The 13,880-nt window shown below is 64.3% G+C and carries 13 protein-coding genes; 7 read left to right on the top strand and 6 right to left on the bottom strand.

Features of this window, described 5'->3' with window-relative positions:
- Nucleotide 1 precedes the first annotated feature (1 nt).
- The 3 genes from OC159_RS10640 to OC159_RS10650 all read right to left on the bottom strand — a co-directional run bounded on the left by OC159_RS10640 (nt 2) and on the right by OC159_RS10650 (nt 2,702).
- Nucleotides 2-619, bottom strand: a complete 618-nt coding sequence (locus OC159_RS10640; RefSeq protein ID WP_265501131.1) for a serine O-acetyltransferase — start codon at nt 617-619, stop codon at nt 2-4.
- Nucleotides 616-1,632, bottom strand: a complete 1,017-nt coding sequence (locus tag OC159_RS10645) for a glycosyltransferase family 2 protein (protein WP_265501132.1) — start codon at nt 1,630-1,632, stop codon at nt 616-618. Before OC159_RS10645 ends, OC159_RS10640 begins: the two co-directional genes overlap by 4 nt.
- A gap of 110 nt (nt 1,633-1,742) precedes the next feature.
- Complete coding sequence (locus OC159_RS10650) at nt 1,743-2,702, bottom strand: replication initiator protein A (protein WP_265501133.1); 960 nt, start codon at nt 2,700-2,702, stop codon at nt 1,743-1,745.
- A 495-nt stretch (nt 2,703-3,197) separates the two neighbouring features.
- Here OC159_RS10650 and OC159_RS10655 point away from each other — a divergent pair, with 495 nt between their 5' ends.
- The 7 genes from OC159_RS10655 (at nt 3,198) to rfbA (ending at nt 10,297) form a co-directional block, all read left to right on the top strand.
- Entirely contained in the window at nt 3,198-4,571 is a 1,374-nt protein-coding gene (locus OC159_RS10655; protein WP_265501134.1) for an AAA family ATPase, read from the top strand.
- A 39-nt stretch (nt 4,572-4,610) separates the two neighbouring features.
- Nucleotides 4,611-5,588 carry a ParB/RepB/Spo0J family partition protein gene (locus tag OC159_RS10660; protein WP_265501135.1) on the top strand — a complete coding sequence of 326 codons (978 nt, stop codon included), beginning with the start codon at nt 4,611-4,613 and terminating at the stop codon, nt 5,586-5,588.
- A 400-nt stretch (nt 5,589-5,988) separates the two neighbouring features.
- Nucleotides 5,989-6,717: a VPLPA-CTERM sorting domain-containing protein gene (locus tag OC159_RS10665; protein ID WP_265501136.1), complete on the top strand. Its 729-nt coding sequence runs from the start codon at nt 5,989-5,991 to the stop codon at nt 6,715-6,717.
- A 265-nt stretch (nt 6,718-6,982) separates the two neighbouring features.
- Nucleotides 6,983-7,543 (top strand): dTDP-4-dehydrorhamnose 3,5-epimerase, encoded by a 561-nt coding sequence (gene rfbC, locus OC159_RS10670; protein WP_265501137.1) that lies wholly within the window; start codon nt 6,983-6,985, stop codon nt 7,541-7,543.
- The gene (gene rfbB, locus OC159_RS10675) at nt 7,540-8,577 is read left to right on the top strand and encodes a dTDP-glucose 4,6-dehydratase (protein WP_265501138.1); all 1,038 of its coding nucleotides are present in this window, start codon (nt 7,540-7,542) and stop codon (nt 8,575-8,577) included. The genes rfbC and rfbB overlap by 4 nt, the downstream gene beginning before the upstream one ends.
- Nucleotides 8,574-9,428, top strand: coding sequence for a dTDP-4-dehydrorhamnose reductase (rfbD, locus tag OC159_RS10680; protein WP_265501139.1), 855 nt, complete (start codon nt 8,574-8,576; stop codon nt 9,426-9,428). The genes rfbB and rfbD overlap by 4 nt, the downstream gene beginning before the upstream one ends.
- Complete coding sequence (gene rfbA / locus OC159_RS10685) at nt 9,425-10,297, top strand: glucose-1-phosphate thymidylyltransferase RfbA (protein ID WP_265501140.1); 873 nt, start codon at nt 9,425-9,427, stop codon at nt 10,295-10,297. Before rfbD ends, rfbA begins: the two co-directional genes overlap by 4 nt.
- 274 nt (nt 10,298-10,571) lie before the next feature.
- Here rfbA and glf read toward each other — a convergent pair whose 3' ends face one another.
- The 3 genes from glf to OC159_RS20175 all read right to left on the bottom strand — a co-directional run bounded on the left by glf (nt 10,572) and on the right by OC159_RS20175 (nt 13,617).
- Nucleotides 10,572-11,717: a UDP-galactopyranose mutase gene (gene glf / locus OC159_RS10690; protein WP_265501141.1), complete on the bottom strand. Its 1,146-nt coding sequence runs from the start codon at nt 11,715-11,717 to the stop codon at nt 10,572-10,574.
- Between the two features lie 230 nt (nt 11,718-11,947).
- Complete coding sequence (locus OC159_RS10695) at nt 11,948-12,982, bottom strand: tyrosine-type recombinase/integrase (protein ID WP_265501142.1); 1,035 nt, start codon at nt 12,980-12,982, stop codon at nt 11,948-11,950.
- 308 nt (nt 12,983-13,290) lie between these two features.
- A complete protein-coding gene (locus OC159_RS20175) occupies nt 13,291-13,617 on the bottom strand; it encodes a transposase (protein WP_407674093.1) in 327 nt (108 codons plus the stop codon).
- Nucleotides 13,618-13,880: the final 263 nt, after the last annotated feature.

The following is a 13,880-nucleotide window of genomic DNA, read 5'->3' on the forward strand; positions in this document are numbered from 1 at the left end:
GTCATTTGCTGTCTGCGGCGCGTCCGATTTCGCGGGCCGGAACGCCGCCCGCGATCGCACCGGGGGCCACGTCGCGGCGGACGACGGCATTGGCGCCGATCACCGCGCGCTCGCCGATGCGGACCGAACCGAGGATCACCGCCCCTGCCCCGACCTCGACCCCGTCGCAGATCACCGGGCGGTCCTGCAACCTGTCGCGGCGCGCGATGCCGAAGGTGGTGTTCTGCCGGATGGTCACGTCGTCGCCGATCCATTGGGCCACCAGGATCATGCCGCCGAAATGTTCCAGCCGCACGCGGCGGCCGACCCGCACCGTATAAGGCAGGTAGATCCCGGTCGAGCGCGACACCCACCTGAACATCGCACGATAGATCAGGGTCATCGGCACGCGCAGCGGCTTGGGCAGCCCCATGCGCCAGTTGCCGACGCGGTGCCAGAACAGCGCCCAGAAGCCTTCGGAATACCAGTCGCGCCCGTGGGTGCGGTAATCCTCGGCGATCAGGGCGCCGAGGCCGATGCCGGCGGGATTGGCGTCGCGGTCACCGCGAGCGGGGGCAAAGCGCGGATCCTGGACCGCGCGGGCCTGCCAGTCGCCCTCGGGCATTCGGGTTTCGGTCATTTGGACCGCCCGAACAGCAGGGGCTTCATGACCAGGCGCGGAAAATCGCGGAAGAACCCCTTGGGCGCCCGCAGCGGCTGGCCCCGCAGTCGCGCCAGCGGCACGTTCAGCGCAGCCCCCGCCATCCAGCCCAAGCCCGCCGCGATGGCCCCGCCACGTCCGGCCGTCTTCAGATAGTAAAGCCGCCAAGAGTCGTACCAATAGGCGGGGCGGGGCTTTCGTTCGACCTGCCCGCTTTTCACGTCGGTCGCGGCGCCTTCGGCATGCCGGATCCGGGCGGCCGGGACATAGAGGATCTGGTGCCCGGCACCGCGGATCCGCGACATCAGTTCGACCTCTTCGTAATAGAGGAAGAAATCCGGATCGAACCCGCCCAGGTCGCGCAGCACCGAGAACCGGAACATCACGGCGGCGCCCGCGACCCAATCAACCGGACCTTCCGGCCGGTCGGGGGGCAAGGGCACCAACCTGTCGCCGAAGAGCCGCGAGGCGGGGCCGAAATTCATCGCCTGCGCGAACTCGCTCTGCGCCGAGGGAAAGCGGAAGGCCGCCGTGACCGGCTGGCCCGAGGGCAGCGCGATCCCTGCCCCGGCGGCCGCGGCCTGTGGGTTCGCGTCCAGCCGGTCGGCCAGGATGGCCAGCGCCTCGTTTTCCAGGGCTGCGTCGGGGTTCAGCAGGAAGACGTATCGCGGCGGATCCGCCCGCCGCTTCAGCGCGTGGATGACGACATTGTTGCCCCGGCCGAAACCGTGATTGATGGTCTCGCGCCACAGGGTGACGCGGTCGCCCCAGCCCCGTTCGGCATGACGCGCCGCCAGCAATGCCCCATCGCCGCCGGGCGAGGCGTTGTCGACGACATGCAGTTCGACCGGCCGGCCGCCGTGGTCATGGGCCAGGACGCTCTCGATGCCGGCGGTGGTCAGATCGGCAGTGCCGTAGTTCACGATGACGACCGCGATGCGCGCTCGTTCGTCCAAACTGGTGCCGTGGCGCAAGGAAGGATCAGTGGTCATGGGCAAAAATCGGGACTGGGGACAGGATCAGCCGCTGCATAGCCCGGCCAAGCCTGCCCGCCCAGCAGAAATCCTTTCGGACGAAGGCTTGTCGACAGTCTGGTAAACGATCATGCACTTCGCGTCCTGACCCAGCCCAGAAATGCCCGGTCCGGGCTGCGCAGTTGCTTGCGGCCGCTAAGCGCCCACCACCTGCGCCATTCCGCCTGAAGCGCATGGACATCGGCGCCGGGCAGAAGGTTGCGCGCCTCGTCCAGGGTCTCGGGGCGCAGGTGCGGGCCGTCGCCCGGTTCAAGGACCGCCGCACGCGAGGTGACGCGCAGGATGTCGCCGGGCTCTTCGGACATGAGGTAATCGGGCAGGCGGTTTTCGCGGATCATCTCGCGCAGCATGGCGCGAAAGACCCGGATCGGGCTGGTCGATCCGGTCTTCTTGGCCAGCACCGCGACGGACACGCTCCATTCCGCCTGTCGGCCGCAATGCTTGCGGGCCAGTTCATAGATCCGACGCTCCAAAGGTTTTCGCATGCGAAAATAGTCGCGGCTGAGCGTCAGGACCGAACGCGAGAGAACCGCCTGGAACAGCCATTCCGACAGGGTCACCGTCACCGACACCATGCGCCCGCCGCGCGCCTTGCGCACGATCTCCCAGCTTTCGATCAGGCCGAAGCCGGACGTCACCTCGGTCCCGCCGGTAGTGATGTTGGTGGTGATGCGCGTGCCGGCGAGGCGTTCGAACGCCTCGCGCAGGCGCTTATAGCCGTCGCCCGAGGTTTCGCGGTTGGTGGCCTGCAGCAGGTCATGCGCGGTCAGGGTCAGCCGCCGCGACACGGCGCGGCCGACGTTCAGCGCCGCCATCAACTGACTGATGCAGAAGATCAGGATATCGGCGTCGAAGATCGTCGCCCGACCCTTCACACTGGGCGTGACGGTCAGGGTGGTACCGTTATGTTCATAGGTCACCACGCGCCGGTCGGGGCGGGTCGAGAGCGAGAAGATGGGATGCTCCATCGACGCAAGGTCGTGCTTAGGCACCGCCGCGAAGAAATCGCAGACGAAGAAATCCTGCATCACATGAGATGACGGCCCCGCCGCCAAAGAAGATGCCTGCATCCCCCTGCCCTTCCTGTCCCGCACGGCGGTCTCTGCTCTGCCTGCTGTCCGTGCCTGCGGATCCCGCGGCCGGATTCGTCGTTTCATTGACACCACCCTAGGTTTTCACGTTCCGCAGGTCCAGCAGAGCAACCCTGAATTTTCGGGGCTTCGGATTCGCATGAGCGTGGGATCAGAGTCGTCTTATCGTGGGATCGGATTCACAAAGAGGAATGCCGTAGGAATAAACTTTCATGAATTCAGCTACTTGAAGAACAGAAAGGTCTATTCTCCAGTGCTCTAACTGATAAATAACATGATCTAACAGTAGGATGCGTCCTGGCTGCCACAGTCCCGTCAGGCTGAAAGGCCAGAATTGCTGAGAAAACTCAAATAGAGGCGCGAAAGATATCGCATGTTCGCAAAATGTAGGTATGATACCGAAAAAGGATAACATAGGACTTTGGAGCGAACATGAGTGGCGATCTTCCTCCATACTTCAACATCTCTCCGGATCGGGCCATGACGCAACTGGGACATCCGACAGGGACCCCGGGGCTGGCAGAAATCTCCGAAAACTATCGGCGTGGCCGACAGGACCTGATGGGCCGGGGGATGGAGGAGGGCGGTAACCGTCAGTTGCGCCCCTTCTCGACATGGGAGATCACGAAGTACCTGATCCCGATCGCGCCCCAGCATTTCCGCCGGGTGCTGCGCCAGAACCCGGCCCTGCCGCAAGGGCGGTCGGAATCCGAAAGCGGCGCGAAGTGGTTCACCCTGGATGAGGTGCTGCGCCTGCGCGCCTTCTTCGGGGCCGAAGGGTCGAAGTCGAAGGAGTACCTGCCCTATCGCCCCAAGGACCTGCCTGCCAAGATCGTTGCCGTCGCGAATTTCAAGGGCGGAGTCGGCAAGACCTCGACCTGCGCGCATCTGGCCATGTCGGCGGCCCTGGACGGATACCGGGTACTGATGATCGACCTGGACAGCCAAGGGTCGCTGACCTCGATCTTCGGCGCCCAGGTCGAGGATGAATGGCAGACCGTCTTTCCGCTGCTGGCACGCCACTATGCCGAGACCCTGCGGACCGACAACCAGCGCCGCACCGACCGCGGAGAGACGCCCGTCGCGCTGGACGACAGCCTGGCCGATGCCCTGAAGATCAAGGCGCCCGACCTGATCAAGCGGACCCACTGGCCCAATATCGACCTGATCGGGGCGCAGCTGAACCTCTATTGGGCGGAGTTTCAGATCCCCGTCTGGCGGATGGCATCGCGCGGTTGGAAGCTGTGGGACGCGCTGACGGAAACCCTGGCGGCCGACGGGGTGCTGGACCAGTACGACCTGGTATTCCTGGATACGCCCCCGGCCTTGGGTTACCTGACCATCAACGGACTGGCCGCGGCCGATATCGTGCTGGTACCCTTCGGGGCAAGCTTCCTCGAGTTCGACTCCACCGGCCGCTTCTTCGACATGCTGCATTCGACCTTTTCGTCGATCGAAGAGAGCGAGAACATCGCCGCCCGCGCCTTGGGCCGGGAGGAACTGCATTTCGAATGGGACGCGATCCGCGCGGTGATGACTCGCTATGACGCCAGCCAGCAGGCCGAGATGGCGGCGCTGATCCAGTCCTACCTGGGGCAGACCCTGTCGCCGCACCGCCAGGACTTCACCGCCCTGATCGGCCAGGCCGGCGAACAGGTCCATGGCATCTACGAGGCCGATTACCGCGACTTCAACCGCGAGACCTATGCCCGCGGACGCGAGACCTTCGACCGCACCTATGCGGCGTTCAAGTCGCTGCTTCTGGGCATCTGGCGGCGGGACGAGTTGGAGGCGGGAAAGCCGTGAATGTTTCGCATGCGAAAATGAGCCGGGGAGGGATCTGAGATGGCCAAACGCAGACGGCTGAGCGCCTTTGGGATCACCGACGACGCGGCGCCACATCCAGATGCCACCGCTCAGCGCGTGCCGCCGGTGGCCCGGATCGCCGGCGACGCTGCCACCCAATCCGCGCTGGAGGATCTGGCCCATGAAATGCGCCAGGCGCGCGAGGACGGCCGCATGGTCGTCGAGCTGCCGCTGGAGGCTGTCGAGGCCCAGCACCTGACGCGCGACCGCCTGGCCTTCGACCCCGAGGACATGGAAGCATTGGTCGCGAGTATCCGCGACCGTGGCCAGCAGACCCCGATCGAGGTCGTCCAGCTGGACAAGGGCCGCTATGGCCTGATCTCTGGCGCGCGACGTCTGGCGGCCTTGCGGCAGTTGCACGGGGACAGTCAGACGCAATTCGCCCGCGTCAAGGCGCTGCTGCGTCCCTTGTCCACCGCTCCGGATGCCTATCTGGCCATGGTCGAGGAAAACGAGATCCGGTCGGACCTGTCCTTCTACGAACGCGGTCGCCTTGCGCATGAGGCCGCGCGGCTTGGTGTCTTCGACAGCCCGGCCGCGGCGGTCAAGGCGCTGTTTGTCCATGTCTCTGCGTCGAAGCGGTCAAAGATCCTGAACTTCGTCGCCCTGCATGAAGCCTTGGGCGATGCATTGCGGTTTCCTGAAGCCATTCCCGAAAAGCTGGGCTTGCCGCTGGTCAAGGCGATCGAACGCGACGACACCCTGGCCCGCCGCATCGTGGACCAACTGAGCCAGGCTAATCCGCAATCCCCGGCGGAGGAGCGCATCTTGCTGGACAAGGCGCTGGCCCCGCTTGGTCAGGCAAAACCCGAGGCATTGAATGTGATTGACCAGCCGGCAGGGCGGGAGGTGCGCGTTGTCGGCAGACCCGGCCGCATCAGCCTGTCGGGAAAAGGCGTGACCGAAGCCCTGGTCACCGACCTGATCACCTGGCTTGACGCATACGCTGGCGAATAAGGCCGCAGGTGCAGATCAGATGGCCTGCGGGTGAAATCAAAGGGCTGCAAACCCGCAAGGCAGGGCGACAAGGGCGCTTGGCCTTGCCGCCTATTCACAGCCGCTTACAGAATCTCTTGGGTATCTTGGTGCGGTGGCGAGAGATGTGGGATTGCCTTAATTGCGTATCGTGCAGGAATTTTTTGAATAAAAAATCGCGCCACCACCTTTTCTTATAGCTTAAGGTTAATGTCGACTAACCCTAGGGTTAAGTGAAAATTCGGCATGCATGGAGTTTCGTATTTTTTTACAATTTAAAATCATTAGCTTATTTGGAAAACTACGAAATGGTATAGGTCGTTATTTTTCTGAAGGGTCACGGCTTCAAATCATGGATGTATTTTAAAAATTCGATTTAATTTTGATAGAGGCATTTAGAATTTTTGGTATATTCCCCGGGCGTCGAGGCGCACAGGCGACGATGCCCATAACGATTGGAGAATTTGATGAACCTCAAGCACCTTTGCGTCGCCGCAGCGACTGCCGCTACGCTGGGACTGGTGGCGCCTGCGCAAGCCCCACGCTGACCTATACCAACGCTGAAGCCACCCCCAAGACACAATTGGTCGTGGACGATTTCCCTGTGGATGCCTTCCGCTTCACCCTGACGACACTGGTGGGGACGGCAGACTACCTGGGGCTCGGCTTCAACTATGCCGGAACGCTGATGGAGAGCGCCTTCTCGCTGGTCGGTGCAACCAATGTCACTGGCAACTCCATCGAGCCTACCTTGAAACTGTACGGCAATGGCACGGGCACCCAATCCAGCTGCGGGACGGGGTGCAACTTCAACGGTTCGGGCAGCGCCTCGATGTTCGACTATATCCTTCGGATCGGATCGAACGGCGGCGGGAGCAGCAATTACGTTGCTTCGATCGTGTTTGACATTGCCGCACCCGGCAGCCTGGCGACCAACCCGTTTTCGCAGCTGGCTTTCCGCGCTCAGTCGACCAGCAACCCGGAGGGCAGCATCAAGACTGACCTGAACCCGCAGCCGCAGCCTGCGCCGGTTCCGCTTCCGGCGGCGGGCGTGCTGCTGATGGGTGGTCTGGGCGGTCTGGCGATGCTGCGCCGCCGCAAAAAGGTCTGAACCCCAGGGGGCACAGTTCCCGACACTTGACATGCCTCGGCCGCCAGGAAACCGGCGGCCGTTGTCTTTTGTTGCATTGCTGATCATTTGCCCTGCAGGATAACCATGCCGCCCGGAAGCGGGGTCTGGTTTCCGCTTGGGCTTTCACAACGGGCGGCAAGACGTTATCGAAGCCTCGGACACTGGAAATCCGGAACCCGTCGGTTTTCATGCTGGCGTTTCACGAATGTCCTAAGCTGAATGGCACGTCGCATGAGGGACAAAGATGCAGGTAGACCGGACGCCGCTTCCAGGGGTTCTTCTTCTGACACCAGCCCGTCATGGAGACGCGCGCGGATTTTTTTCCGAAAGCTGGAACCGCAAGACGCTGCTGGAGGCAGGCGTTGTCCTGCCCGAGTTCGTGCAGGACAACCATTCGCTGTCGCGCCAGGCAGGGACCGTACGTGGGCTGCATTACCAGGCGCCGCCCCATGCGCAGGGCAAGCTGGTGCGCTGCGGGCGGGGGCGGCTGTTCGATGTGGCAGTCGACGCGCGTAAAGGCAGCCCGACCTACGGCCAGTGGTTCGGCGCGGAACTCGGCTTCGAGAACGGCCGCCAGCTGTGGATCCCGGCAGGCTTCCTGCACGGCTTCGTCACCCGCGAACCCGATACCGAGATCGTCTACAAATGCACCGCCCATTACGACCGCGAGGCGGATGGGGCGGTGGCCTGGGACAGCCTCGGCATCGACTGGGGCGTCAGCGATCCGGTCCTGTCGGACAAGGACCATGCCGCCCCCGCCTTTGCCAACTGGCAGTCCCCCTTCACCTTCGAGGCGCAGGCATGAAGATCCTGATCACCGGCGGCGCGGGCTTCATCGGGTCGGCCGTCGTGCGGCTGGCCATCGCGCGCGGGCATCAGGTCGTGAACCTGGACGCGCTGACCTATGCCGCGAACCTGGCCAACGTGGCCGAGGCCGCAGGGTCCGACCGCTATGCCTTCGAACATGCCGACATCCGCGATCGCGCCGCGCTGGACCGCATCCTGGCGCGGCACCGTCCCGACTGGATCATGCACCTGGCCGCCGAAAGCCATGTGGACCGGTCCATCGACGGGCCGGATGCCTTCATCCAGACCAACGTGATCGGCACGTTCAACATGCTGGAGGCCGCCCGCGCCTACTGGCTTCGCGAGGGCCGGCCGGACAGCTTCCGCTTTCACCACATCTCGACCGACGAGGTCTTTGGGTCCTTGGGTGACGCCGGGCAGTTCACGGAAACGACGCCCTATGACCCGCGCAGCCCCTATTCCGCCAGCAAGGCGGGGTCGGACCACCTGGTCCGGGCCTGGGCCGAGACCTATGGCCTGCCGGTGGTGCTGACGAACTGTTCCAACAATTACGGCCCCTATCACTTCCCCGAAAAGCTGGTGCCGGTGGTGATCCTGAAGGCCTTGGCAGGCCAGCCGATCCCCGTCTATGGCGACGGCGGCAACGTGCGCGACTGGCTGTTCGTCGAGGATCACGCCGACGCCCTGCTGCTGGTCGTGGAAAAGGGCCGGCTTGGCCGCAGCTACAACATCGGCGGCGAGAACGAGGCCAGGAACATCGACCTCGTGCGCACCATCTGCGCCCATATGGACGAGTTGCACCCCGAAGGCGCGCCCCATGCCGACCTGATCACCTTCGTGACAGACCGCCCCGGCCATGACCGCCGCTATGCCATCGACCCGTCGCGCATCCGCGACGAACTGGGCTGGCGGCCTTCCGTGACGGTGGAACAGGGGCTGCGCCGCACCGTCGAATGGTACCTGGCCAATCGCGACTGGTGGCAACCGCTGCTGTCGCGCGACGGCGTGGGCAAGCGTCTGGGGGCAGCGTGACTGATCTTCTGGTCTTTGGCCGCACCGGCCAACTGGCGCGCGAACTGGCCACGCTGGCGCCGGGCGCCACCTTCCTGGGCCGCAACGCCGCCGACCTGACCGATCCGGCCGCCTGCGCCGACGCCATTCGCCGCGTGGCGCCTGGGGCGGTCATCAACGCCGCCGCCTATACTGCCGTGGACCGGGCCGAAAGCGACGCCGATACCGCGCGCCTGGTCAATGCCGACAGCCCCGGTGCCATGGCGCGCACCTGTGCCGAACTGGGCATCCCCTTCCTGCATGTCTCGACCGACTACGTTTTCGACGGCACCGGTGAGGCGCCGCGGTCCGAGGATGCGCCGACCGGCCCCTTGGGCGTCTATGGCGCGACCAAGCTGGCGGGAGAGCAGGCCATCGCCGCCGCCGGCGGGCAATGGGCGGTGCTGCGGACGTCCTGGGTGTTCTCGGCCCACGGGTCGAACTTCGTCAAGACGATGCTGCGCCTGGGGGCCGAACGCGACCGGCTGACCATCGTGGCCGACCAGGTCGGCGGCCCGACCCCCGCCGACGACATCGCCGCCGCCGCTCTGACGATGATCCGCGGGATGCGAGACGGGGCCCAAGGGGGCGTCTATCACTTCGCCGGCTGGCCGGACGTGTCCTGGGCGGGTTTCGCATGCGAAATCTTCACCGGGGCCGGGCTGACGGTCGATGTCGCCGAAATCCTGACGGCAGACTACCCGACGCCTGCGCGCCGGCCGCTGAATTCGCGGCTGGACTGCACCCGGATCGCCCGCGACTTCGGCATCATGCGCCCCGACTGGCGGGTGGGCCTTGGCCGGGTTCTGACGCAACTGAAGGACAAGGCATGACACAGCGCAAGGGCATCATCCTGGCCGGGGGATCGGGCACGCGGCTCTACCCGATCACCATGGGCGTCTCGAAGCAGCTGCTGCCGCTTTATGACAAGCCGATGATCTATTACCCGATCACCGTCCTGATGCTGGCCGGCATCCGCGAGATCGCGATCATCACCACCCCCGAGGACCAGGCCCAGTTCCAGCGCCTTCTGAGCGACGGCAGCCAGTGGGGGATCAGCTTCACCTTCATCGTGCAGCCGTCACCGGACGGGCTGGCGCAGGCCTATATCCTGGCCGAGGATTTCCTGGCAGGCGCCCCGTCGGCCATGGTGCTGGGCGACAACATCTTCTTCGGCCACGGCCTGCCGGAACTGCTGGCCGCGGCCGATGCGCGCGACACCGGCGGCACGGTCTTCGGCTATCGCGTGGCCGATCCCGAACGTTATGGCGTGGTCGATTTCGACGGCGACATGCGTGCCCGCGCGATCATCGAAAAGCCCAGGGTGCCGCCATCGGATTATGCTGTGACGGGGCTTTATTTCCTGGACGGCACGGCGTCCACCCGCGCGCGCGCCGTCCAGCCTTCGGACCGCGGAGAGCTGGAGATCACCACGCTTCTGGAAAGCTATCTGCATGACGGCAGCCTGACGGTGGAACGCATGGGCCGCGGCTTCGCCTGGCTGGACACGGGCACCCATGCCAGCCTTCTGGACGCGGGGAATTTCGTGCGCACGCTGGAAAACCGCCAGGGCCTCCAGACTGGTTGCCCCGAAGAAATCGCCTTCGACGCGGGCTGGATCAATGCTGACCAGTTGCGCGCCCGTGCCGCCAAGTTCGCCAAGAACGACTATGGCAGCTATTTGCTGAGGCTGCTTGTGTGATCGTCACGGCGCCTGCCTGCTGAGCGGATCGCCTTGCCGGAAGGAAGAGCGGCAAGCTCGCATCCGCATTCCGACTTGGGAGCTGGCCGACATGACCCGCTATCCTTGCTGCAGGACCGGGTTAGGACTGCCTGCAGCGAAGCGTTCAAGCGCGGGGGCCGTTGACGATCTGGTTCGCCACGGCCCCATGGCATGGCAAAGGGGTGCAGCGCCGGATCGATATCAAAGGCTGCGGGAAAAATCAGCGTGACGTGGACGGGCGCCGTAGCATCGATCAGTCCAGAGACACGGCAAAGGCGGGCATGGCCGCGCCGTTGGCCTGATAGGTCGCGAAGGTCCGGGCCGTATCTAGCGCTTCGCGGATGGTCACGTCCATGTCCAGATAGCGATAGGTTCCAAGCCGGCCCACGAAGGTTACGTCAGGCGTTGCCCGGGCCAGATCGACATACTGTTCCAGCAGCGCCTTTTCCTGCACCAACCGGATCGGGTAATAGGGCGTGTCGCCCGGCTCGGCCTCGCGCGAGAATTCGCGATAGCAGACCGTGCCCTCATGGCTCTCCCAAGGGCTGAAATGCTTGTGCTCGGTGATGCGGGTGTATGGCACGTCGCGGTCGCCATAGTTCATCACCGCGCAGCCCTGGTAATCGCCCCGGTCGCTGAAGCGTTCGAAATCCAGCGTGCGATAGCCGAGCCGCCCCAGGCGATAGTCGAAATACCCGTCCAGCGGGCCTGACCAGAAGACGTGGTCGGCGTTGCGCGCCATGTCGGGGTGATAGGGCGTCTCCAGATCGACGGTGATGCGCGGGTGGTCGAGGATCGCCGCGACCATCGCAGTGTACCCCTCGCGCGGCATCCCTTGGAAGCGATGGAAGAAATAGTTGTCGTCGTAGTTGAAGCGCACCGGCAGCCGCTTGAGGATCGAGGCCGGCAGTTCCGTCGGCGAGCAGCCCCACTGCTTTTCGGTATAGCCCTTGAAGAACGCTTCATAGAGCTCGGGGCCGACGAAGCGCAGGGCCTGCTCCTCGAATGTCTGCGGGTCTGTGATGCTGGCGTCGGCCTTGTTGTCGATGAAGGCGCGGGCCTCGTCGGGACGCAGGGTCGTGCCGAAGAACTGGTTGATCGTCAGCAGGTTGATCGGCAGCGAATAGACGCGGCCCTGGGCGGTCGTCTTGACCCTGTTCCGGAAGGGCAGGAAGTCGGCGAAGCGGTTGACGTAGTCCCACACGTCCTCGTCGTCGGTATGGAAGATGTGCGGGCCATAGACATGCATCATCACGCCGGTGTCGACGTCCCGTTCGGTATGGGAGTTGCCGGCGACATGGGGGCGGCTGTCGATGATGCGGCAGTCATGCCCCGCCTCGGCCAGTTCGCGGCCGATGACCGCGCCCGAAAGCCCCGCGCCTACCAGAAGTATCTTCATGACATGATCCCGCCCTGCCTGGGCCAGGCAGATTTCGTACAATGGCCATGGAAACACAATGCCGCCGCTCCTATCCGCCTTCTCGATCATCGGGATTGCAGGCTGCAATGTCATGGCCCGCATATTGGCCAGAAGGAAGGCTTATCATGTAGATCGCCCATGCCAAGGTGCCCCGATCCGCACAGCGCAGGTTCACCGACCAGGCTGTGGCGCCGAACGGTTGGTGAGGCCTATCCCAGAAGGTCGGCGGCAGGATTGTCGGCCAGATCGACATCGGCGTAATACCGCTGCGCCTGCGCCGCCGACCGGTGCAGCGACAGGCGCATCGCAGCCTGCAGGGGCGCGCCATCCAGCGCCGCCTGTGTCAGGAAGCCCGCGCGCAGCCCATGGGCGCTGGCAAAGCCCGGCGGAAAGCCGGCCGCTGCCAACCGGGTGCGGATGATCCGCGCCAAGCCTTCGGATGTCAGGCGCCGGGGCAGTATGCGGTCGGCCTGGCTGACCGGACGGAAGACAGGACCTTCCTGAATTCGCGCGGCATGCAGCCAGTCCAGCACCGCGCGGGCAGGGCGGCCCTTCAGCACCACGCGCGGCGCAAGGCTGGCCCCGGTGGTCTTGGTGGACAGCAGGCGCAGCCGGATCAGGCCCTTGTCCTGCCATTCGCGCAGGTCCAGGTCATCGCGGTTCAGGGCCACGATCTCGGACCGTCGCCGCCCGCCCGAGGCCCAGCCCAGCATCAGGGCCGCACGGTCGCGAAGACCGCGATGGCTGTGACCGCAACTTGCCAGCATCGCCTCCAGGACCGGCCGCGTGATCGGATGCGCCGACTTGGGCACAGGCGGGCGAGCGGCGGCGCGACGTGCGCGTGTCCGGGCCTGCGCAACCAACGGGGCATCGAAGGGAGAGGCAAGGTTCTTCATCCGGTGAAAGGCCCGCCAACTGGCAATGCGGCGGTCCAGCGTTGCCGGGGCAGGGCAGGCCAAGCTGCGGCGCAATCCTTGCGCAATCAGCGCCTCGGCCGCCACGCGTGCGGTGCCGGTCGCATCGCTCAGTTCGGCCGCGTGATCCAGAACGAAGCGAAGCGCCACGGCTTCGGATTCCGGCCAGTCCAGCGGCGTGCCAAAGGCCGCCAGCTTCCAGGCGGTGATATAGGTCAGGTCCCGTTCCCAAGCGCGCAGCGTGTTCAAAGGAGTGCCGCGCCGATAAAGCTCGGTCAGCGCCGCATGGTCGGCAGCTGATAGATCGTCGGGGCTGACAGGCAGGTCCATGTAGCCAGATGGCCATTGGATAGCCGGCTGGTCAAGAGATTTGATAACAGGTCCTTATCGATACTAAGAAGATTGCCGCGCGAGTTGCCCAGTGAACTTCAGGAACGTTGTATTATGGGTATATGGAAAGTAAACTATTATGATAATACATTATTTTCTGTATTCCTCAGATTTCTATGACATAGGGGCAGAGCACTTGGACGACAGAGAGGCGTGCTGGTCGAATTTCAATCCAATGTGGTGAGGGAGCGATCAAGAGAGCCGAACGGCGGGCGTGTCCGCGGCCAGCTCGAGCCTCACCTCACCGATCACGATCCAGATGGCGCCCCGTGGCGGGAGGGTGGCGGTGACGCCGGGTCGCAGACCACCAGCGGGGCAAAAACCGGCCCGTCGGTCGATGCGGGTGGCAGCACCAACTTGCCCTGCTTCGCCAACCGCCGCCACGCCGACAACTGGTTCGGCTGCACATCACACCGCTCCGCCACAGCATCCACCGTAGCGCCCGGTTCAAGCATATCGGCAACCACAAGAGCCTTCACCTCAGTCGGCACCGGCGATGCCCCGTCGCATAGATCTCGACGCCCAGGGAGGTGAGAAACGAAGTCTTGGCACACATTGCGAAACGCGCTCCTCATCAGCCGATGAAAAGGACTTCGCAGCAGCGCGTCAGCCAAGCAATGTGGGGTTCAGCCGTCGTCTACATCAGGTCGCGCGGCTGAGCCTGGATCACTTGCGTGACCGGGCACGGCTCTGGCGCTCCGCTGCCCTGACAGATTTGGGCTCGCGCCTCAGTGTTTTGATGGACTGTGGCATTTTTGAACGCACGTGCCTGTGCTCACTCATCATCTGGACCTGGGGACCAATGCAGAGCCATTCGTGGCAGGGCCTTGGCCGGATG

Origin of the sequence: Paracoccus beibuensis, from assembly GCF_026162625.1 — a bacterium.
Classification (GTDB): Bacteria; Pseudomonadota; Alphaproteobacteria; order Rhodobacterales; family Rhodobacteraceae; genus Paracoccus; species Paracoccus beibuensis.